The 22,007-nt window shown below is 39.3% G+C and carries 25 protein-coding genes and 1 pseudogene; 14 read left to right on the plus strand and 12 right to left on the minus strand.

All coding sequences use genetic code 11. The annotated features are described in order from the left end of the window. Positions 1-124: 124 nt before the first annotated feature. On the minus strand, positions 125-397 hold the full coding sequence (locus FTV43_RS13305; protein ID WP_179995688.1) for a hypothetical protein: 273 nt from the start codon (positions 395-397) through the stop codon (positions 125-127). Between the two features lie 50 nt (positions 398-447). On the opposite strand from FTV43_RS13305, the gene FTV43_RS13310 reads away from it, so the two are divergent. From FTV43_RS13310 to FTV43_RS13360, 11 genes are all read left to right on the plus strand, one after another. Beyond that, entirely contained in the window at positions 448-816 is a 369-nt protein-coding gene (locus FTV43_RS13310; protein ID WP_179995689.1) for a hypothetical protein, read from the plus strand. A gap of 64 nt (positions 817-880) precedes the next feature. After that, positions 881-1,498, plus strand: a complete 618-nt coding sequence (locus FTV43_RS13315; protein ID WP_179995690.1) for a phage baseplate protein — start codon at positions 881-883, stop codon at positions 1,496-1,498. A gap of 3 nt (positions 1,499-1,501) precedes the next feature. Beyond that, positions 1,502-1,795: a hypothetical protein gene (locus tag FTV43_RS13320; protein ID WP_179995691.1), complete on the plus strand. Its 294-nt coding sequence runs from the start codon at positions 1,502-1,504 to the stop codon at positions 1,793-1,795. Positions 1,796-1,797: 2 nt separating this feature from the next. Beyond that, positions 1,798-2,757, plus strand: coding sequence for a hypothetical protein (locus FTV43_RS13325; RefSeq protein WP_179995692.1), 960 nt, complete (start codon positions 1,798-1,800; stop codon positions 2,755-2,757). A 2-nt stretch (positions 2,758-2,759) separates the two neighbouring features. Beyond that, positions 2,760-3,470: a Gp138 family membrane-puncturing spike protein gene (locus FTV43_RS13330; RefSeq protein ID WP_179995693.1), complete on the plus strand. Its 711-nt coding sequence runs from the start codon at positions 2,760-2,762 to the stop codon at positions 3,468-3,470. A 38-nt stretch (positions 3,471-3,508) separates the two neighbouring features. Next, the gene (locus FTV43_RS13335; RefSeq protein ID WP_179995694.1) at positions 3,509-3,871 is read left to right on the plus strand and encodes a hypothetical protein; all 363 of its coding nucleotides are present in this window, start codon (positions 3,509-3,511) and stop codon (positions 3,869-3,871) included. After that, positions 3,862-5,043 carry a baseplate J/gp47 family protein gene (locus FTV43_RS13340; protein WP_179995695.1) on the plus strand — a complete coding sequence of 394 codons (1,182 nt, stop codon included), beginning with the start codon at positions 3,862-3,864 and terminating at the stop codon, positions 5,041-5,043. The genes FTV43_RS13335 and FTV43_RS13340 overlap by 10 nt, the downstream gene beginning before the upstream one ends. Continuing rightward, positions 5,036-5,629 carry a DUF2612 domain-containing protein gene (locus FTV43_RS13345; RefSeq protein WP_179995696.1) on the plus strand — a complete coding sequence of 198 codons (594 nt, stop codon included), beginning with the start codon at positions 5,036-5,038 and terminating at the stop codon, positions 5,627-5,629. Before FTV43_RS13340 ends, FTV43_RS13345 begins: the two co-directional genes overlap by 8 nt. 1 nt (position 5,630) lies before the next feature. Further along, positions 5,631-7,001: a hypothetical protein gene (locus FTV43_RS13350; protein WP_179995697.1), complete on the plus strand. Its 1,371-nt coding sequence runs from the start codon at positions 5,631-5,633 to the stop codon at positions 6,999-7,001. Positions 7,002-7,065: 64 nt separating this feature from the next. Continuing rightward, on the plus strand, positions 7,066-7,335 hold the full coding sequence (locus tag FTV43_RS13355; RefSeq protein WP_179995698.1) for a holin: 270 nt from the start codon (positions 7,066-7,068) through the stop codon (positions 7,333-7,335). Beyond that, positions 7,322-8,122, plus strand: coding sequence for an N-acetylmuramoyl-L-alanine amidase (locus FTV43_RS13360; RefSeq protein WP_179995699.1), 801 nt, complete (start codon positions 7,322-7,324; stop codon positions 8,120-8,122). Before FTV43_RS13355 ends, FTV43_RS13360 begins: the two co-directional genes overlap by 14 nt. 405 nt (positions 8,123-8,527) lie before the next feature. On the opposite strand, the gene FTV43_RS13365 is transcribed toward FTV43_RS13360, so the two are convergent. From FTV43_RS13365 to FTV43_RS13375, 3 genes are all read right to left on the minus strand, one after another. Further along, positions 8,528-8,935 carry a hypothetical protein gene (locus FTV43_RS13365; RefSeq protein WP_179995700.1) on the minus strand — a complete coding sequence of 136 codons (408 nt, stop codon included), beginning with the start codon at positions 8,933-8,935 and terminating at the stop codon, positions 8,528-8,530. Positions 8,936-9,180: 245 nt separating this feature from the next. Continuing rightward, positions 9,181-10,479 carry a Y-family DNA polymerase gene (locus FTV43_RS13370; protein WP_179995701.1) on the minus strand — a complete coding sequence of 433 codons (1,299 nt, stop codon included), beginning with the start codon at positions 10,477-10,479 and terminating at the stop codon, positions 9,181-9,183. Between the two features lie 20 nt (positions 10,480-10,499). Next, positions 10,500-11,114 (minus strand): LexA family transcriptional regulator, encoded by a 615-nt coding sequence (locus FTV43_RS13375; RefSeq protein ID WP_104851998.1) that lies wholly within the window; start codon positions 11,112-11,114, stop codon positions 10,500-10,502. Positions 11,115-11,273: 159 nt separating this feature from the next. Between FTV43_RS13375 and FTV43_RS13380 the strand changes: the two genes are divergently transcribed. Continuing rightward, the gene (locus tag FTV43_RS13380) at positions 11,274-11,546 is read left to right on the plus strand and encodes a hypothetical protein (protein ID WP_179995702.1); all 273 of its coding nucleotides are present in this window, start codon (positions 11,274-11,276) and stop codon (positions 11,544-11,546) included. A 286-nt stretch (positions 11,547-11,832) separates the two neighbouring features. Next, entirely contained in the window at positions 11,833-13,014 is a 1,182-nt protein-coding gene (locus FTV43_RS13385; RefSeq protein ID WP_179995703.1) for an MFS transporter, read from the plus strand. 99 nt (positions 13,015-13,113) lie between these two features. Here FTV43_RS13385 and FTV43_RS13390 read toward each other — a convergent pair whose 3' ends face one another. From FTV43_RS13390 to FTV43_RS16045, 3 genes are read right to left on the minus strand one after another with little or no spacing between them, the layout of a single operon-like run. Next, positions 13,114-14,604, minus strand: coding sequence for an amidase (locus tag FTV43_RS13390; RefSeq protein WP_131261947.1), 1,491 nt, complete (start codon positions 14,602-14,604; stop codon positions 13,114-13,116). 51 nt (positions 14,605-14,655) lie between these two features. Beyond that, positions 14,656-15,465, minus strand: a complete 810-nt coding sequence (locus FTV43_RS16040; protein WP_257224118.1) for a GGDEF domain-containing protein — start codon at positions 15,463-15,465, stop codon at positions 14,656-14,658. A gap of 6 nt (positions 15,466-15,471) precedes the next feature. Next, positions 15,472-15,933: a hypothetical protein gene (locus FTV43_RS16045; protein ID WP_257224119.1), complete on the minus strand. Its 462-nt coding sequence runs from the start codon at positions 15,931-15,933 to the stop codon at positions 15,472-15,474. A gap of 385 nt (positions 15,934-16,318) precedes the next feature. On the opposite strand from FTV43_RS16045, the gene FTV43_RS13400 reads away from it, so the two are divergent. Then, positions 16,319-16,801 (plus strand): hypothetical protein, encoded by a 483-nt coding sequence (locus FTV43_RS13400; RefSeq protein ID WP_179995704.1) that lies wholly within the window; start codon positions 16,319-16,321, stop codon positions 16,799-16,801. 305 nt (positions 16,802-17,106) lie between these two features. Here FTV43_RS13400 and FTV43_RS13405 read toward each other — a convergent pair whose 3' ends face one another. The 5 genes and pseudogenes from FTV43_RS13405 to sstT form a co-directional block, all read right to left on the minus strand. Further along, a complete protein-coding gene (locus tag FTV43_RS13405; protein WP_179995705.1) occupies positions 17,107-18,030 on the minus strand; it encodes a hypothetical protein in 924 nt (307 codons plus the stop codon). 483 nt (positions 18,031-18,513) lie between these two features. Further along, positions 18,514-19,800, minus strand: a complete 1,287-nt coding sequence (locus FTV43_RS13410; protein ID WP_179995706.1) for a mechanosensitive ion channel family protein — start codon at positions 19,798-19,800, stop codon at positions 18,514-18,516. 273 nt (positions 19,801-20,073) lie between these two features. Beyond that, complete coding sequence (locus FTV43_RS13415; RefSeq protein ID WP_004973493.1) at positions 20,074-20,607, minus strand: DUF2058 domain-containing protein; 534 nt, start codon at positions 20,605-20,607, stop codon at positions 20,074-20,076. A 15-nt stretch (positions 20,608-20,622) separates the two neighbouring features. Further along, on the minus strand, positions 20,623-21,297 hold the full coding sequence (locus tag FTV43_RS13420) for a YoaK family protein (RefSeq protein ID WP_131261946.1): 675 nt from the start codon (positions 21,295-21,297) through the stop codon (positions 20,623-20,625). Between the two features lie 37 nt (positions 21,298-21,334). Then, a pseudogene (gene sstT / locus FTV43_RS13425) lies at positions 21,335-21,883 on the minus strand (serine/threonine transporter SstT); the annotation flags it as partial. Positions 21,884-22,007: the final 124 nt, after the last annotated feature.

Raw genomic sequence — 22,007 nt, forward strand, 5'->3', positions numbered from 1 at the left:
AAATCATTTGAATGATTTCTTCTTGGTCTACGTGCCATAAAATACTCCATATATTGATGTTTATAACATCATTTGAGGAGCAGAATATCACTTATAGGAGTTGTTCAAATTTACGGATCCATCTCTATTTGTCTTTGTATTTAAAAATACAGCGATCAACAATGCACTCTTCTTCAGGGTGATCTGCGTATTTGTCATCAGATGGGACTGGAATCCACCCATCCTTTAATAACTTTTGGCGAATAACAGAATAATCCTGAAGTGCGCCAGTTTTCTCATCATACAAAGATAAATTCTTTGATGGCATTGGCGCGTGCGGCTTGTTTTTGCATGAGTTATTAGCCCAAGCCCCAACACTAAAGACTAAAGATGCAGCTAAAAGGAGTAGTTTTTTCATGATGTTATGCCTTATATTTAATATACAAATCATAGGTTACTTAATTAAATATGAAAAGATTAACTTTAATTTCGATTTTATTTTTTAGTGGGATTATGAGTGTTAGTGCGGAAGCTAGTACCTATGATACTTGTAGTGACTATTCTGAATCATCTGAGATGGTAATGATGGCTAGACAGAATGGTTATTCCCTTCGAGATGTAATGAGCCATACTGTTAATGAGTTGAAAAATATCAAGTCATTGAAAGCTGACGAAAGAGCGCTTGCTGAAGAATTTATAAAAATAACAGTTATAGAGGCCTACAATACTCCCTTAATGGAAACTCAGAGAGAAAAAGAAATCGCAATAACAGAGTTTGGTAATACCATGTACTCAAATTGCATAGAGTTATTTGATGCAATAAAAAATGATCCTTGAAATAAACTTAGTATCAAAACCCTGCTTAAAGCGGGGTTTTTTATTACCTCAAATAAGGTGAATCATGAATCAACTCATCACATCCGCCTTGGGCGGTTTAGCGAATCCGCTTGTTGAAAAAGTAGGTTCACTGCTCCTGTCTGGGCGTGGTCGAACAATCATGGGGTTGTTTGCTGACGTAACTGTAGAGGAAAAGCACAAGGATGAACTCAAAATCACTGAGCATCCAACCGAAGTGGGTGCGCCAATCAATGACCATGCGTACAAAGAAGCGCCAGAAGTCACAATTAAAGTCGGCTGGTCGGAGAGTGCAGGAAAATTAAATGGCTTGGTTGGTGATACTTTTCTAAGCGGAAATACAAGCTTAAACATTGTTTATCAGACGCTCATACAACTACAAGAGTCGGCAGTGCCTTTGATTGTTTCTACGGGTAAGCGGCTCTATACAAACATGCTGATTAAGTCGCTAGGCTGCACAACTGACCTGCAAACCGAAAACGTATTAATGATTGAAATTACATTTAAAAAAGTGATTTTGGTCAAAACGTCGGAAACTGAAGTGGTTGTTGAGAATCAGAAAAACCCAGCAGATACAGCAGGCGTATCAGATGGCGGCACAGTGCAGGCAAGCCCCGCAAATGAGTCCATGCTCAGTAAAATCAAAACATCGTTATTCGGGTGATTTATGGCGTTTTATGAAATACCGCTGCAAGTCGGCAATCAAAAATTTAACGTAACGCTCGGCAAGACAATTTATAAGCTGCGCATTATTTACCGTACCAACCAATGGTATTTAGATATTTTAAATGCTGCTGAAAAGCCATTAATTACAGGTCTTTTGATGTGCGCGGGAATTGATTTGCTTGAGCAATATAAGCACGTCATTAATGGCAGCTTGTATGTAGCAAATTTTGAACAAGATGAAATTGCAAAATACGGCTACCTTGGCTCAAAAATTAAACTCTACTATGAGGATTAATCATGACTTTGCAGTGGAAGCGGAATTGTAAGCTTACGATCCAACTCGACCAGAACGAGCCAAAAGCCCTAGATTTATCCGAATTTAAAATTACATTTCAGGTGAGCCAGCCAACCACAGAACAGCCTAAAGCTGCTGAAATTTATATCTACAATCTTTCCAGTGAAACCATGAACCTATTGGCAGGTGTGGATAGTCAAAAAATAAATACTCAAGTCATTTTAGAGTGTGGATACGGTGACGAACTTTCAGTCACATTTAAAGGCAGGGTATTTCAGTATCGTCGGGGTCGTGAAAATCCTACCGATACCTGGTTATGTGTGCTGGCTGTATCTGGTGACGTTGTTCAAAATGAAGCGCTAGTCAACGTATGTTTGCCTGCAGGTACATCAAAAACCGAGGTGGGAAATACATTAATTGAAGAAACCAATAAATATGGGTTGGTGACTGGAGAAATAGCAGAAATCAGCGAACAGCAGTACCCGCGTGGCAGAGTCTTTTTCGGATCGCTGCACGATAGCCTGCAAAACTTTGGCAAAGAAAATAATGTCACGTTTGACTATTCGGACGATGTGATTAGCTCGATTAATACACTCGGCTACTCACTTGAGCCAGTGCAAATATTGACACCAAAAACAGGCATGGTGGGTATGCCACAGCTAACAAGTGAAGGGTTGATTGTTAAATGCCTGCTCAATCCAAAATTAAAACGAAAAGGTCGCATTCAGATTGATATGAGCAACCTTCAAACTGAGAGTTACGATATCGGTTGGGGTAGTCAGGGTGTTGATCAGCCTTTCAAAAACCCTAAGACGGCAGCTGATGCCGATGGCATGTTTATTATCCAAGCGATTGAGCACACAGGGGATACGCGCGGTGATGAGTGGCACACACACCTGGTATGTACTGCGATTAATGCTGTTGTTCCAAAAAGCGGTATCACAATTAATGCGGTGGACTAATTATGGCTTTAACACTTAATGAGCGCTCACCAACACAACTGCAAATTATTAAAGATGCAGTCAATGCGGCCATGGTGAACCTGTGGACGTGCTTACCGTGTGAAGTGCTTGAATATGATAGTGACGCTGTGACTGTAAGTGTGCAGCCGTTAATTAAAATCCCTGTCTATTTGCCCGATGGTGAAGTTGAAACAGTTGAGTTGCCAATGCTACTTGATGTGCCAGTGATGTTTCCATGTGCGGGCGGCTTCACAATCACACACCCGATTCAAAAAGGCGATGAATGCCTTGTCAATTTTGCAGATCGAAATATTGATTTGTGGTGGCAATCAGGAGGGATTCAAAACCCATTCGACACACGAAAGCATGACCTATCTGACGGATTTGCATTTTTTAGACCGCAGTCACAAGCAAAAAAGATTAGCGGTATCTCCGCAACTGATCTTGAGATTCGCAACGATAGCAATACATGCAAAATTCAAATCAAGCCAAATGGTGAGATTCACTTTATTGGTGCTAAGTCCGTGTTTCACCATCCAGTTGAGATGCAGCAGACGTTATCTGTAACTGGTGCATCAACTTTACAAAGCACCTTGGAGGTGACAGGTAAGTCAACTATGCAGGGCGGTGCAAACATTGGCGGCATTGAATTTGGTAGTCACAGACATGGTGGCGTCCAGAGTGGCGGTAGTGACTCTGGTGGTCCAAAGTAATTCAATAATTCATGAGGGGCGCGAAAGCGTCTTTTTTTATGCGATACAGAAAGCAAGATGAAAATGGCGATTACACCTTTGGTCGCAGCTTAAATGACTTTCACATTGATAATGCTGACGCGGTTGCACAGGCGATTGATACACGTTTGAAATTATGGGTCGGGGAATGGTTTGCAGATGTGTCGGATGGCACAGGCTGGACGCAAGCGATTCTAGGAAAGCACTCTCAAAACCTATATGAGCTTACATTAAGACAGCGTGTGCTTGAAACAAGAGGCGTCTTAAGCATTGATAATTTTCAAAGTTATCTTGAGCCAAAGACAAGAAAGCTCACAGTAGAAATGCTGGTAAATACAATTTATGGGCAGAGTGATTTAATTGGAGTGTATGAATGGAATTAACAACAATTGCACCAACGATTGATGAAACTGGCATTCACGCGCCGACATTTGATCAAATTTTGGCTTGGCTCAAAAGCCAATATAAAAGCATTTATGGCGATGATGTGTACCTTGATAATGATAGCTTGGATGGGCAATGGCTAGGTGTCTTGGCGCTGCAGTTTAGTCATGTAAATAGCATGTGTATTCAGACGTATAACTCATTCAACCCCAAAACAGCAGACACTGACGCACTGACTCGTAATGTGAAAATTAATGGTATTCAACGAGCATTAGCCACGTTTTCCACGGTTGATGTAACACTGACAGGTATTGCAGGGACGGCAGTAAATAACGGTGTGGTGGGTGATAGCAGTAATAATAAATGGTTATTGCCAACTTCAATCACACTGCCGCCAAGTGGCGAAATTACTGTGACCGCAACTGCAGAAAAGGCAGGTGCCATCTTTGCAGCAGCCAATAGCATTACAAAAATTCTAACACCGACACGCGGTTGGCAATCCGTATCAAACAGCAATACATCGTCAGTTGGTCAAGACGCTGAAAGTAATGCACGTTTGCGACAAAGACAGGCTCTATCGGTATCAATTGCAGCAATATCACAAACTGAAGCAATTCGGGCTGCAATATTGAGCTTAAACAATGTTACGCGCTGTAAAACATTCGAGAATAAATCAAATGCTATTGATGAAAATGGTGTGACGCCTAGATCGGTTTGCGTGATCGTGTCTGGCGGTGATGCTCAAGAGATTGCGGCAATTATGCATGCAAAAAAATCAATGGGATCGAGTTGGTACGGTAATACCAATGTCACGATTATGAATATCTATGATGAGCCTGATGTTGTAAGTATCTATCGACCAGATATTAAAAACATTAGCTTTCATATTCAAATCACAACAAATGAATCATACAGTGCCGACACTGCTGACGCTATCTCGCTAAGCCTCGCAAGTTATGTGAATGCTTTGGATATTGGTGACAAGGTTCTGCAGAACAAGCTTTATGGTCCTGCAAACTTATACGGTGATGATCAAAGTAAAACATACGAGGTCACAAGTATCACAACCAAAGTTGATGGTGTTGATGTTGTTGGTGATTACACATTGCCGTTCGGTTGCGTTGCGTTTTGTGATGCATCAACAATTGCTATTGAGGTGACAAGTGAATGACAAAACAATTGGTGATTATGCAAGCTTGATTACAAGCCAGCATAAACATAAAGAGCGTTTTAATTTAATGATAAAAGCAGTCTCTCAACCCATGATTGACTGCTTTAATTTTTTAAAAAATCTAAATGGCAAATACGATGTTGAAAATTCCAACGATCCGTATTTAGAGACTTTAGCGAGATGGACAGGCACACCATTAATTATTCCTGGTGCTGCACAGCTTGAATACTTTGGCTTTGATGATCAAGAAAACGCATTGACTTTTGGTGAAATAGGCGACCCAAGTGTAGGTGGGTATTTCCGTGAATCAGGGCAATCGGGCACAGGTGGATTGGTACCAACAGGTGAATTTTTGCGTCGATTAATTCAAGCAAAAATACTAAAAAACCACAGTGCTGGAAATATTAACGAGACAAGAGAGATTTTAAGCCTTGTCTTAAATCACTCTGAATTTCGTGTTACAGACAATAAAGATATGACTGTAAGTTTTATTAATCAATCTTCGTATTTTACAGATGTAGATAAAATTTTGATTCGTATGTTTTTTCCGCTGCCGTCAGGCGTTGAACTATTAATTGAGGGCTAATATGGCTATTAATAAATTACCAGAATTTGCTAAAGATGGGCAAAAAAATACGGACGATTTGGTTTTAACTGATGGGTTTCCTGTGTTAAAGAAACCCGCTCGGCAGTGGTTTAACTGGTTATTCAATAGTTTGTCGCTTAAGACAAATGAGATTATTGATGAAGTTGACACAAAACTCGCAAAGTCATCGAATCTATCCGACCTAACAAATGCAGCTTCAGCTCGAAACAACTTAGGGCTTGGAACAGCAGCAACATTGAATGCTGGAAGCTTGAATGGACAAGTGATGTTACGTGGAGCATTTGGTATTGGAAATGGCGGAGTTGCTGATACGTCAAATGTTACCTCGCTCGCTAATGGTGGAAATTTTAATAATTATTCAACTATTCCTGGTGGTTTTGGCGTTTATGACTCTGCTGCAATAAACAAACCTATTCAATTTGAGCAAGCGGAGGCCGGTGTATTAATTCAGCATAATGGCGGATGGGCCGGATTCCTTCAAATAGCCGCGCCCACTTACCACTCGACTGACCCGAGAATTTATTGCAGAACAGCCAGAGGTTCATCTCCGGGCCTGGGTACATGGAGATTTTTTAGAGATTCATTGAATACAACAGTGGACAGTAACGGTTTTATTAAAAACGCATCACCAATTGTTCAGCTATTTGCAGATAAAGTCGAAATGAACGATGAAGCACAGCAGCAGAATATTGAGTTTGAAAAACTAGGTGTAGGTGATTACTTAGTCAAAAACAGCACTGGGTTATCCAATGATGGTTGGTATATCGAACAGCCTAAAGACGCTAACGGTAACATTTACCACGCTGTTGTTCACGAGCAGTTAGAAAGCGGTGATATTTCGATAAAAACATACGAATGCAAATTAAACGAAATCGGTCAAACAGTTGCGGACTTAGAAAAGCCGATTGACATTAAAGAGAATCGTTTTATCTCGTTGCGTTTGAATGAATTACCGCAAGATATAACTGCTCCGCAAAACCCGAATATTGTTGACAATGAAGGTAATCCTGCACCATCTAAATATCACTATTTAGAAAATAACGAATGGAAAATCACAGCAGAAAATGAAGGGATTTTAGAAAATGAGCGTTATGCTGCATATCAAGCATCGTTGCGCCCACTCACTCGCAGACAATTCAAATTAACACTGCTCGAAAATGGGTTGCTTGACCAGATTGAAAATTCAATTAGTGCAATCGGAGATGATCAGACACGAGCACGGATTCAAATTGAATACACTGAAGCAACAGAGTTTCATCGTATGAGTGACTCCGTTATGTATATGTGCCAGTTGCTTAATCTTACCGATGATCAAGTGGACCAGATGTGGGAACAGGCTTTAACACTTTAAGTAACTTAGACATTAAATGGGCCGCATTAGCGGCTTTTTTATTACCAAATTTCAGGGGGGCATCGTGTCTGAAACGAAGCAAGCCGCTGCGGAGCTCGCAGCAACAGTATCAGCAGCAGCAAGCAAAACTACATACTTAGGCGCAGGCGGTGGCTTCATCGCTTGGCTTTTATCAATAGACATATTGCCATGGCTCGGTTTTGCAGTCGCTTTAGCAGGCTTTATTGTGAACCTAGTATTTAAGTTTTTAGAAAATCAGCGTGCAGCTGAGTTGCATAGAATCAATATGCGAAAAATTACGTGTAAAAAAGGTGGGTGTGATGAAATTGATTGATAACTGGAAACAAGCTTGGAAACTCAAGTCAGTTCAAGTAGGCGCATTAAGCGCCTTTTTTTACGTCATCATGTATGCGGCTTTTGAGCTACTTTGGTTGTTTGGCTCTAATTTTCCGCAATTTTGGGCAGCAGTACCACAAGAGATTAAAGACTTGCTTCCACACTCATGGGTATTGTGGCTTGGCTTTTTAAACAATGTTTTAAGTGTTTTTTCACGCTTGAAATATCAGCCTGAATTGCACACAGGGGTAAATCAATTTGTAGCAATTACGGCAGGACATAGCAATACTGATCCAGGCGCAGTAAACGGCAAAATGAAAGAAGCTGAATTGGTGACGAAATTCCGTAATGCTGTGTCGTATTATTTGCAGCAAGCAGGTGTTCAGCACAAGATGGATGGCGTCGGTTCAACAAACCTAAATTTAAACGCTGCTTTAAAATTGATTAAAGGTTCATCCGTTGCGGTTGAATTTCACATGAATGCAGCAACATCAAAACAGGCGAATGGGGTGGAAACGATTTCATTGCCGAAAGATAAGAAGCTTGCACAAGACTTATCTAAAGCCGTAGCAGATGCGCTTGGAAGTCGCTTACGTGGTGATAATGGCTGGATTGATCAAAGTAAATCGGCACGTGGCAGGCTAGCATACGTCAATGCCGGTGGTCTGATTGTTGAGCTTGGCTTTATTTCAAATGAAGCAGAATTGGCAGCGTTTCAAGCGCGTTACTGGTTGGCTGCTAAGGCTGTAGCCAAAGTGCTGATTGATTATGAAAAATGTAATTAAAATTATACTGCTGTGCCTCCTTCTATCAGGCTGCACAGCTCATTCAATTGCGACGAATGTAAATGTAGGGATACGTGTTGGGTGGTAACTCCTTTACACTTAAAAGGATTCAATTACACGAGTATTTTATTTCTACAAATACATAAAGTATTTTACGGTCCTAGCCAAAACACTCTCCTGACTAGAGGGTAAATGAGCTATGGTTTCAATATTTATATTTTTAAAATCAGAATCCCAACAGTTATTTATCAAGGCTCCTTTAGTGCAGCTGATTGTTTGCAAACCATTAACATTTAGATTGTGTGTATCTTCGGCAATTAAGGCTATGTCGCAGTTGATGGCCTTAAAATTTGATATAAATACATTTTTCGAACCTTTAACGTATATTCCCGCCATTTATTTTTCCTATAAGATTTTTTGTAATTCAGCTATATATGGCCAAATTTGTGGAAACAAAAAACTTTGAATTGTTATCCAGCTACCAAGTAATCCAATTAATTCAGCAGTATTGCTTTTTAGATTGTCTCTAGTTTGTAATTCAATAATTGAGTTAATTTTTCCAATAGTCTCTTCCTTGAATGGCTTGTTGGTTGCAGAATTTATAGAGTTATCATCTATCTTCTCTAATGCAGATTTTAGGTCATTAAAAAACGAGAGCTCCTTTTCTATAAAAACTTCAATATTTTTAAATTCATTGTCAGAGGTATCATTTAAAACAAAACCTTTACCTTCTCCTTTAACCATTATATTGACATCAGAGAATTTATTCCTACCACCACCATTGACCTCAAAAGCAACATTCTGATTAGACATACATACCCTCTACACTAGTTGTTAAAGAAAAACACATTTAATATTCCATGTGCTCAATTGAGCATATCACTCAAAACCACATAATTACTCTTTAAATTTAAAGCCCACCCAGGCTCCTTCCTAAAAACCTCCCCATTCCTAATCGTGTGCTCTATATAAAAGTAGGCCCATGTTTTCATTTTTATTATTCCCTTATTGTTGGCGCAAACCCTACGCAACTCGGCTTGTTCTGGCTTGCTGTTTTTTCATTTAGTTATCTCAAGCATTTCACCCCACTTAAATGGGTTTCTGCTCAATTTATCACGACTCATTGACCAATTGCGGTCTGGTAGGAAGCAGCTACCCGCGGCAATCTTTTTCTTGCCAAACTTTATCTGAACACTTTCCAGCGCCTGCATTAAACTTTCCTTTTTATGAATCGCTTCCATATCTGTGAGCAGGTCATAAATATGTGATGACTTGGGCTCAAGGCACGTCAAAACAACTCCGCATTTCTTAAATTTCATATCCTTTCTATATAGCATGTTTAGCATCCGCACAGCTCTATCAACAAGATCAAGCACGCAGTCAGTGGGCTGTGAAAATGTTGAGGTATGTGCGTTGCTGTAGAATGGCACATTTGTATCAAAGGGATTTGTTTGTACAAAAGCTGTGATGCATCCACACAACAGATTTTCTTTTCTTAAGCGTGAACATGCATCCTGGGCATACATCGAAATTGCTTCTCTCAAGTCATTTATGTCTGTGACTTTTGTGCCGAATGAGCGACTGGCCACGATCTGTTTCTTACTCGGTGGGGTATGCTCAATTTCAATGCATGATATGCCTTGCAGCTCTGCCACTGTTCTAGCCATAACAATTGAGAATAGTTTTTTAATGTTGCGCGGGTCAGTGCACGCAAGGTCATGCACTGTATTGATATTCATATCATTCAGTCTTTTCGCGTGTTTACGCCCAACGCCCCAAACTTCTGACACATCGATTGTGCCAAAAATCTGTTCCTTATTTATTAGATCCATGCTCACTAAATCGCATACACCTCTGAACTGGGCATTTTTTTTGGCAATATGGTTTGCAATTTTGGCTTCGGTCTTTGTTCTGCCGATACCAACGCAGACAGGCAATCCTAGCCATTTCCAAATGCGCTCACGCATCTGCTGCGCATAGTCACTTAGGTCAAACTTATTACTGTACGCAGTCAACTCAAGAAAGCTTTCATCTATAGAATATATTTCTTGTTCACCAGGTCCCACAAATTCAGACAGTATCGAATGAAAGCGACGGGACATTTCAGCATATAAAGCATAGTTGCTAGACAATACTTGGACATTATTGTGGTGAATAATGTCTTTGATCTGAAATACAGGCACACCCATTTTGATGCCTAAGTCTTTGGCTTCTTGGCTACGAGCGACCGCACAACCATCATTGTTTGATAGAACAATAACGGGCTGATTGTTTAATGATGGATCGAATACACGCTCACAGCTGACGTAACAGTTATTCACGTCAATGAGCGCAAATACACGATTTGCGTTTCTCATGATTTATTCTTCTTATTGTTTTAGACAGACAGGTTTTTTAAGTTCCAAGTCACAACAGCGACAACTTCAAACGTTTGCCCATCTTTCAGGTAAATGCTGTCATAGTCAGGACTTTCTGCCTTGAGCCATGCCTCAGGCAAAGTGGCAGGGTCGTAGTCTTCACCAAAATGCTCAATCAACTCAGCTTTTGACATCTGGGCGGTAATCATCAAGCGCTTAATGGTCAGGTCTTTTTGGTCTATTAATGCAACCACAATGCTGCGGTGTTTGGCTTCTTTACTACGGTCAACAATGACTACATCGCCATATTCAAGCCCAGCATTGACCATTGATGTCGTACGTATCGTATTTAAAAACGTAGCATTGGCATTTGAAATAAGGTGCTCGTTAAGGTCGATGCTTTTATCAATGTAGTCTTGGGCAGGGGATGGGAAACCTGCAGGAATGGATTCAGATGCAATTGGTATGCTTACGTGTGTACGTGGTGACACTTGCGTAAAGCCATGACGATCAAGCAGCGTGATTTGTTCAAGAATTGCATTGATTGTAGGGCTAGGTTTGCCCTCAGGACCCATAATTTGTTGAAGTGATGACCAAGCGTCATCCGAGAAATAAATCGGCAGTTTTTTTGACATTATGTGCTCCTACGCTACATGGCGTGTTTGAAGTTTGCACATATAGAATAGCTATAAATAGATCAGGCTTTCAAGTAGTGTTTGTCTGAATTATTTTGAACAAACGAAAGTTAGGTGATAAATTATTGAAAGCAATAATAATAAAATCGGAAAATTAAAATGAGCCTGAGTCACTTGGTTTTAGCCATTCTTGCTTTGCTTATCTCTGGCACTTTACTCACACTTAAAGCAGAAGAGACCCGAAGAATAGACCCTGAGTGCGGGCATGAATACCGCACCGAGCTATGTAATGGGTATCTATATGCCAAGTACAATGAATTACCATCAGCAGATAGGTGCGACGATGAAAAAGACGACCCTGAAATAAATTTTAACGAAGAGTTCCACAAAGGCTGTTTAAGTTTTTTTGATAGGCTTTTGGTGGCTAGGTAGTTGGAATATGCATGGCAGAGTAACACTTGAAGTGCGACATAAACCACCTAAGAACCCCATCACTTCATCACCTCGCTTAATGCAACGTGCTTTTCATCAAATTTAATCATAAAATTGAGAACATCTGTGTCTTATGCTGCGGTCTACAAAAAATCAGGAAAAATATTTTTTTAAAGTTTGTAGACTGATTTGTAGACAGTTGAACTGCAATCAAGGACAAACTTATGCAATGCTATGCAACCTTTGAATATTTTAAGTTATTGAAAATACAAGGATATGCAAGCTAATGCAACCTATTCCAATTCGACACAAACTAAGTGGATTCTACTTTTTCTACTACGCAATTGTTGGGACGTTTTTGCCTTTTTGGAGCCTGTATTTAGAAGATCAGGGCTTTAATTATCAGGAAATTGGTGTTTTATCTTCTATTGCCATTTTAACGCGCTTTTTCGCGCCTTTTATTTGGGGATGGATTGCCGATAAATCAGGCAAACGGATGCTTTTGGTGCGCATCGCAACTTGGATGGAAGCCAGTATTTGGTTACTGATTTTTATTGTTCCGAATAGCTTTCAGTCTGTTGCATTACTCATGCTAATTTTTAGCTTTTTCCAAAACGCAATTTTGGCACAATTTGAAGGCGTGACTTTGTTTTGGTTGGGCGAGAAACGTGCGGAACTCTATGGCAAAGTGCGTAAATGGGGCTCTATAGGTTTTATTGTCGGGGTTTTTGGCATAGGTGCTATTTTGGAAATTATACCAATCTCCATGTTACCGATGTTGCTACTCAGTATTTCTTTACTGGCATTTCTATGGTCATTCAGTATTCAAGAACCAAGCACCGCACCCATTGCACAAAAACAACTTGAACCCTTATTGCCCATTTTAAAGCGCCCAGTGGTCTATTCATTTTTTATTATTGAATTGATTTTGCTGTTTTCGCATGCACCATTTTATAGTTTTTATAGTAATTTTTTAAGTCAGGCAGGATTTAGCACAAGTCAGATCGGTTTATTGTGGTCTGTCGGGGTGGTTGCTGAAATCATTATGTTTGCCTATGCGAGTTTGTTTTTAAAGCGTTGGTCTTGGCGTTCACTGGTTGCCGTATGTTTAATTTTGACAGGCTTACGCTGGGTAATTGTTGGTTTATTTCCATCCATATTTTTTGCACATTTTTTTGCACAAAGCATCCATGCCTTTAGTTTTGGATTATTTCATATCATTGCCATGCGGGTGATTTTTCAAAACTTTTCTGCAGGGCAACAAGGTCGTGGGCAAGCACTTTACAGTACCATGTGGGGTTTAGGTGTTGCATTGGGGAGTATTTTGGCAGGGCATTATTGGGATATTGTTTCAGGCGAATGGATTTTTATTTTTGCAGGATTATCTACACTCGTTGGTCTGTGTTTTATTTGGGGATTGCCAAAGCAATTAGAATCGCAGTCAATGTCGAGTGATACCAAAGCCTAGATTGGTGATTTTGCAGTGACACCGTTCTTTTATCAAAAATAGAAGCAAGCAAAGTTGGATGGGTATAGTTTGCTTGCTTCTTACTAATTGATTGCTACATTAAATACGGATTTTAGCGTATTGATGCCACCACGGTTGAGCCGTTTCAAGTTGTGCAGCCAGTTGTAAAAGCACATCTTCACGTGCAAAAGGCGCAATAAACTGCGAACCCAATGGTAAGTTATCTTTATTCCAATACAATGGCACAGACATTGCAGGCAGCCCAGTAATATTGGCAAGTTGAGTAAATGGCACCCATTTTAGGTTTTCTTTGACAATGCGATCGACCAATTTACCTTGCGCTAACCAATGTGCTTTACCTGCATGTAATAGTGTTTTTAAAATTGGTTTTTGCCATGCAGGAGTTTTAACTTCGCCATTTTTTGGTGCAACTGAGGCAGTTGCAGGGATGAGGTATAAATCATAACGCTCAAAGAATTGATTCATTTGTGCGACATATACCCCCCAATTATTCAAATTGCGAATGTAATCTACTGACGTGGTTTTTGCGCCAAAGGCAGCCAAAGCCAAAGAGTCTAGCTCAAAATTATCGGAATGATTTGGCAGGCGAGTTTGAATTTCAGCAATTAAATAAGCAAATTGGCTAAACCATGTGGTAATGAAATCTTTGGCCAATTGCATGCCATCAATAGCAGGACGGTCTTCAACCACTTCATGCCCTAAAGATTCTAAAAGCTGTACGGTTTTTTGAATGGCATTGATGGCATCTTGTGAAACAGCTGTACCAATCGGAGATTGGGTCGAATATGCGATTCTTAATTTTTTTGGCGCTTGCTGAATTGCATCTAAATAACTGCGTTCAGGAGCTTCAATTTTGAAAAGTGAATGACCATCTGCGCCATGCGTTGCATCGAGCATTGCCGCACTGTCACGTACACTTTTACTTAAAATATGTTGCATCGCTGCACCATGCATGGCTTCACTGAGTTGTGGCCCCCACGGGGTGCGTCCACGACTTGGTTTTAAACCAAACAAACCACAGTAAGACGCAGGAATACGAATTGAACCACCGCCATCACTTGCCCCTGCAATCGGCACAATACCTGCCGCAACTGCAGACGCAGAACCACCAGAAGAACCACCACTATTGTGTTTCAAATTCCATGGATTTTTACATGCACCCCAAGCATCTGGCTCGGTTATCCCTTTAATCCCAAATTCAGGCGTGTTGGTACGTCCAAAGGTAACGATTCCGCTATTTTCCCAACGATTTACAATTTCTGCATTTTGTTCTGCAAGATGATGCGCACGTTTTAAACCCTGACAACCAAATGAAGTCGGATAGCCTGCATATTGTTGAAATAAGTCTTTGACTAAAAAGGGCACACCTGCAAATGGGCCTGTTAATTTTGTTTGTGTGCGCTGCCGTGCATGTTCATGCATAGGAATAATAATGGCATTTAATTGTGGATTGGTTTGTTCAGCACGTTGTAACGCAATATCTAATAATTCTGAGGCCTGAACATCCTTTTTGGCAACCAGCTCTGCCAAGCCTAAAGCATCATATTGGAGGTATTCTGCAAGTTTCATTTCAATCCTGAAAATCTGTATTGTCAAATTGATGTTGTATGCTATTTTTGTTTAAGAAGCAAGAATGACCCGATTACGACCTTGCATTTTTGCCTGATATAGCGCCTGATCTGCCTGAATAATTAAATCTTGTAAAGGGAGATTGGTGGGTAAGTGTGTATGTGACACGCCCATGCTTACTGTAAAATGAATGGGTTCAAGGTTTTCTAAATTTAACGCTTGATGTTCAATACACATACGAATACGTTCTGCAATGCGTTGAGTTTTATTTAAGTTATTATTGTTCAGCAAAATAATGAACTCTTCACCACCAATGCGACAAAATAAATCGTGATCACGTAAATTGCTTTTAACGATGTTAGAGAGATGTTGCAAAGCACGGTCACCGACATAATGCCCATATTGATCATTCATTTTTTTAAAATCGTCGATATCTAACATAATTAAAGACAATGAATGATTGTTTTTATGCTTTAAAGCTTTTTCACTTAACTGAGTAAAACTACGGCGGTTCAGTGTTTCGGTTAAACTGTCATGATTTGCCAAATACAATACTTCTCTATACAACTGATTTCGGTTTTGGCTAATCACACATAAAATTAACGTGGCAAGACCTAAAATAATTAAACCCACACGAATAGAAATAATGGTGGTTAAATAACTCGAATTCACTTGATCTATAAACAAGCCTGTGACGCTGTGATACAGAGTTAAACAGACCAAGCTATTAATCAGTGCCAAATTAAAAAGTTGATAGCTGGCAGCTGCCCAAATTAATGCAGCCAATGGATACAACAATGCACCTGGTCCATAAAAAATATGGGTGCAGGCGATAGAGATCAGTAATGCAAAAAAGGGCAAGATATCCTAAATTTGAGTTTCTTTAGCATATTGATTATTTATAAGTTTTTTGAATTTAGACCAGCCTGGGGCAGCCAAAATTAAAGGTAAGACAATTACCGCATTTAAAATTTCACCAGACCACCAAGTAAAAAAATCAATCCAACGATTTTCTTTTAACATAAAGGTGTGCGGCAAATTTGGCAGCAGAAGAATGGCAAATAAAGCCCCAAAGAAACAGCCTAAAGTTACAGCAATAATATGTGGATATAGCTCTGACACATTATTATTGCTCGCTGGAAGTTTAGCGCGGGCAAAATTAAAGAAAAACAACCCACTAAAAACAGCTACAAAGTTGGAAAGCGTTAAACCTAGCGTCATCAGGAAAGTATTGTCTGTGACCAAATCGGCGCCCATATAGCCAAAAAAAGCACCCAAAATTCCACCAAAACTTTTTAAAGATGGAAAGCGAATGAGTAGCCCCAACAAGAGGGCGTTGCTTGGCCAAAAAAAAGAAAAGTAGCTAAGTGGGCGAGTAAAAATACCCAATAAACAAGAAAAAAATACCACAACGGCTAGCAGTCCAAAGGCAAATATTTGCTTTTGAGTCGAAGATATAGTTTGTGGTATGCTAAAGTTTTGCAAGTACTAAACTCACTTTTGCAATGGGTTGATAATTAAGAAAAAACTTGAATGAGTGTGACGTTCACAACAGAAAGGCGATCATATCAAATAACCATTACCTACAAAGTCGATTAAATGTAAACTAAGTCACATTTTCGTTAAATAAAATTGTTGTCTTATGTTTATGCTTGCAGATTTGGATTAAAAATATGCTAAGTTGTCTAAACGGTTTATATCTTTAAATAAATGTATGAAAAAAATATATCTAACCACAGTTTTAAGCTTATGTTCTGTCTGCGCGATTGCGAATGAAAATACAACAATAGATTCAGACAAGTTAACGCCAGTAGCAGCAGAAACGACCAATAAATTTCGTGTGGTGACCCGTCCAGAAATTGTGGGGCTGTGGGGCATGCAAATCCCAAATAATCGTAAATGTATTGAATATTACAACTTTAAAAGTAATAGCGATGTGGTGATTAAAAGCGGTCAAGAATGGTCTGCAGGTGTATATGATTATCAACCTTCACAAGACCCTGCAAATTCGTTACCGGCTTTAATTTTGCAAGTTAAATATGACAATAATGAAGTGGATTGTTCTGGATATCAGGAAGACCAAACAGGGGACATTTCACAATATTTTGTAAAATGGAAAAATGCGCACACCATTAATTTCTGTAGTAATGAAAAAGCAGAACAATGTTTTGCGACGTTGTACCGCGTCCTGCCTTAAACTTTTCATTATCTCGTGTATCAGAGTTCTTTCATAAATCCGCACCCCTCATCCTCTTGCGGCTATATAGCGCAAGAAAAGGGACTTTCACTATCAATTCGACTTATTGCTTATGATCATTTTCGATTTATGAAAGAAGTTTATCGTTATACTGATTAAACTCACTATGAATGAATAAAAAAACTCCTTCAAGTCACGAGGTCTTGAAGGAGGCTGATAAAAAAGCAAAAACTGTAAATTGAATATTCGTATCAGTTCTTTTAAGCTGAACAAAACTTAAATCTTTGTCCATATTTACTGATCACTTATTGCAAAATCATGCTGACATCTTTGCTACTGCTGCGTTGTTGCATTCCCACAGCAAAGTTTGCACTTGGATCAAATACTAAGACACCCGCATTACGATAAACTGGGTTAGCATCCATCATATATTCTTCGGCACTGTTTTGTGCATAGCCATAACCAAAAGCATTGCTTGAACCAATGTTGGTATATAAACCATATTGATATGTCGTGTCATTAAACATACTTTTGAATTTTTTAGGTTGCATATAAGTATATTTATAACTTTCAAAGCTAAAGTCGTAAATTTGCTCCTGCATTTTTTGCGTTAAGTTAAACGCAACACCCCTAAAAGATGTCTTATTAAATGCGGTGCTTTCTTCAAAAGCCGCTTCATCTTGTACACGTGTACCTGCAACTAAAACATCTTGGCTTAATGACGTGAACCATTGTCCATGTGGAGAAAAGGCGAGTTTGAGTTTTGAAATTTGTAGCTCATCTTTTATAGGGTCGCCATAAATAGAAAACTCAAAAATACGATGACTTTCATCTAACATTTCAAATGAAGTAGGCAAGTCAATACGGCTTTCTAGTACTCGGTTGCTTGTGAGTAATGATTTTAGGGGCTGTTGGAGTGCGTATAGATTTAGGCTGTTTTCATCTAATTTTCGGTACTGCAAGTTTTCAACAGCCATTGTTCCATTGGCTTTTGGCACAATATTGAACTGAATTTGAGCAGTTTTGATCGCAGTATCATCTTGGTAACAAACACCATTACACAAAACGACATTAGCAATATAGGTTTTGCGTTGCTCAGGCGAATCTAAAAAGTCTTTGTATGCCAGTTTCCCTAAACCACCAGCAAAGCTTAAATCTGCATCTTTTTTAAAGTCAGTGGCATCAAGCTCGGTTTCAACGGTTGCAGCAAGTTTGGCTTGCGCAAGCATTTCTGTTCCTAATTATGATGTAGTTGGGGTAGGTGCGGTGAATGTTGAAATAGGCGAATCCACAACTGTTGGAGCTGCTTGTGTTACAGGTGAAGAAGATGAACCACCACCGCCACAGGCTGTTAGTAAAAGACAGAATATACTTAAAGGTAAAATATTTTTCATAATAAAAAAATCTATACTCAGATAGATTGAACCGTCATTGGAATTGGAATACAAATTATATAAATGATAAATGCGCAAATAAAACCCTGTAAAACAGTATAGTTTTCCATTAAGTTATTAAAATACACTACTTTTCATATTTGTTAGATAAATACAGAAACGCTAACTCTTTCAGAAAGAAAACTTTATTTTTCACTTATTTTATATATACAAATGTATTTTAATTTATAAAATTATTTTATCGTTTAGTTAAAAATAAAACAACTACCGAGCCATGCAAGAATTTTTGCAACACATGGCTCGGTAGTAAATTCACAATTATGCCTCGTCAATTTCTACAGGATTTAGACTTTTGGCAGAGCTTGCTTTAAATGGTGCGCCAATTTGCTTTAAATCTGAACCTGATGGTGCTTGATACACTTTTAAGCCAAACTCAGGAATAATCGCCAGCAAATGATCAAAAATATCGGATTGAATACTTTCATATTCTTTCCATGCAGTGGTTTTGGTAAAGGCATAAATTTCTAGTGGTAAACCTTCACTGCTTGGCTGTAGTTGACGAATAATCAATGACTGAGATTGATTAATGCCAGGATGCTGTTTCAGATAAAATTCAACATAGGCACGGAACGTCCCTAAATTGGTTAAACGGCGTTGGTTGTATTGTGATTGATTTGCTAACTGCTGATTAAACTGCTCAATTTCTTCATTTTTGCTATGTAAATATTGATCCAATAACAAAAACTCTTTAAGTTTGCTTTGTTCATGTTCAGTCATAAAGTGCACAGAACTTTGATCAATTAAAATGGCACGTTTAATACGTCGGGCACCAGCTTCCTGCATGCCACGCCAGTTTTTAAAGGTATCGGTAATGAGTTTATTGGTTGGAATAGTGGTCAGGGTTTTATCCCAGTTTTGCACGGTGACTGTATGTAATGACATATCAATGACATCACCATCGGCATTTAAAGAAGGCATTTCAATCCAGTCACCAATCCGTACCATATCGTAGGAAGAAATTTGTACCGAAGCCACTAGAGATAAAATGGTATTTTGGAAAACCAACATCAAAACAGCAGCCATCGCACCAAAACCTGCGAGTAAGGTAAACACATCTTTTTTCAGGAAAGTGCCTAAAATCATGAGGGCACAGACCACATAAATAATGAGTTTAACTAACTGCAAATAGCCCTTAATTGGCTTGTTGCGTGACTTAGGGTTGCGTTGATAGAACAGGTTAAAAATATTTAAAAATTCAGAAATTGCCAATGCAATGGTCAGGAATATAAAGGCTTGCGCACCCATTTGCACAAAGCTTTCTACTTTATCTGACAAATGCGGTACGGTGGTGATGCCGTTCATAATCACGACAGCTGGGACAATGTTGGCAATACGTCGGATGACACTATGCTGTGAAATAATTTCACTATTGGCAAAGGTCATTTTAGAAATCAGTTTGCGAATCCCGCGCACTACAATTTGCTTGGCAATAAAGTTGGCTAAAATTGCCAGTAGAATCACAATACTGAGTGAGGTCAGCATTTCTAACCAAGGGTATTGGTTATACCATTCCTGAATATTTTGAATAAAATTAAATTCTTGCAAAAGGTCCTCGCTTTAAGGTTGCTGATTTTCGTCTGCACGGCACTTAGAATTTTGGCCTGCAATTCACCTTAATTCTTCATTGATGTATGAAATTGTTAGATAGTGTATCGACTAAAGTTTAAATTTGAAGGCTGAGTAACTTTTTGCTACATTTCAATTATTTGTTTTTACTGAAAGTTTTCAATCAAGTTGCAGTCATAATAAAAAAGCCAGTACAGATACTGGCTTTGAATAGATACCTAGCATAAATATTTGCATAAATACTTGCGTGATCTACCACATTAAATCATCTGGAATCACATAGGCTGCGTATGGATCTTCTTCATCTGTCGTGGCTTCATTTTTCTCGGCATTATTGACAATAATAAAGCCTTCCATTTTGCTATTAATACGTTCAGCTAAAGCTTTAGGCAGGAACGCATAACTGTCATTTTCTTTGGCAATCACCAAACTACCTGCCACGAGTGCATTGTAAATTTGTTGATTGATATACACTTTTTTAATCTTGCCATCTAAAAACTGATAAGCCACTTCACCATCGGTATCACGAATTTTATGCTGCTGAATCATTTGCATAATTGCTGCTTTCAGTTCTTTTTCCTGTAAAGCGGCTTTCTTTTCTTGCTCAATAGCTTGGTCTTTGGCGAGTTTTTCTTGCTGTGCCTGTGCAATTTTGGCTTTCACTTCAGCATCTTTACTTTCACCTGTGCGCTGTTCGTGTAAGGTTTGTTTAGACAGTTTTTTTGCTTTTTTATTATCCACTAAACCCGCTTTGAGCAATTGTGCCTGTAGTGCATTTTTAACCATGATAATTTCCGAAACTTAATGTTGAAGATGTCGATAGCGAAAATAAATAATCCAATACACCAAACTCAAACTTAGGCTGAGTCCTGCAGGTACCAGAAAAGAATTCAGTTTAAATGTAGGATAAATGGCTGCAGCGAGTAATCCACCCACAAAGAAACCAATTAAAATCAGTAGGTGTAAAACAATACGCCTTTTTTCAACTTGTAAGCCCCGCACTCGATAACCGAGAGCTAAGCCTAAATCGGTCAATACCCCAGATAAATGTGTGGTGCGGATGATGGTGCCTTTATAGTAGCTGATCATGGCATTTTGTATGCCCATGGCAACCGATGCCCAAAGCAGGGCATAACGTGGGAAATAAGGCAATAATGCCCAGCAGATTAAAATAAAAAATGCCACCAAACTCATGGGCAAACCATAACGACGCCCTAAGCGAAAATTGCTATTTCCTAAAATAACGCCACTATAAAATGAGCCAATCACGTAGCACAAAATCACCAGAAACAAGAAAATCATAGCTTCTGGTTTCCAGTCGATTAGCGCCATCGCCAAGATACTAACGTTACCAGTCATGTGCGAAACGGACTGGTGCAATACGGTCACCAATCCGAGTACGTTAATAATTCCAGCATTGACGGCTAGAAAAAAAGCACCAAATTGCACCCAAAGGGGTAAAGTTTGAAAAGGCATAATGGATGATTGCGTAAGTTTCCTAACGCATTGTATCTTAACTCAAACCACGGTCAACCGCAGTAGTAAATAGCACATCGGTAGATGAGTTAAGTGCAGTTTCGGTTGAATCTTGCAATACGCTAATGACCATACCAATTGCAACAACTTGCATGGCAATATCTGAAGAAATACCAAATAAGCCACACGCTACAGGAATCAGCAGTAACGAGCCGCCCGCAACGCCTGAAGCACCACAGGCCGACACCGTTGCAACCACAGATAAAATCAGCATGGTGCTAAAATCGACAGAAATTCCTAAAGTATTTACTGCAGCTAAGGTCAAAACGGTAATGGTGACTGATGCGCCTGCCATGTTAATTACTGCACCTAACGGAATTGCAACACTCGCGGTTGATTCCTGTACGCCTAAACGCTTGGCTAAGTCTAAATTGACAGGGATATTGGCTGCAGAACTACGGGTAAAGAAAGCAGTAATGCCACTTTCGCGTAAGCATTGAAAAACTAAAGGATAAGGATTGCTGCGGGTCACAAATGCCACCATGATTGGGTTGATGACCAACGCGACAAAGAACATCGTACCTAACCCGAATTACGGATAAGAAAAGCCCTTGAAAAAAAGGTAGTTAGAGCCATTTAGAAAGTTACGACACAACCCAAAGGCTCTAACTACCATGTACGATTTTACAGAAATTTTTTGTATTGTTGAT

This window comes from Acinetobacter sp. YH16053 (genome assembly GCF_013417035.1).
Lineage (GTDB): Bacteria > Pseudomonadota > Gammaproteobacteria > Pseudomonadales > Moraxellaceae > Acinetobacter > Acinetobacter towneri.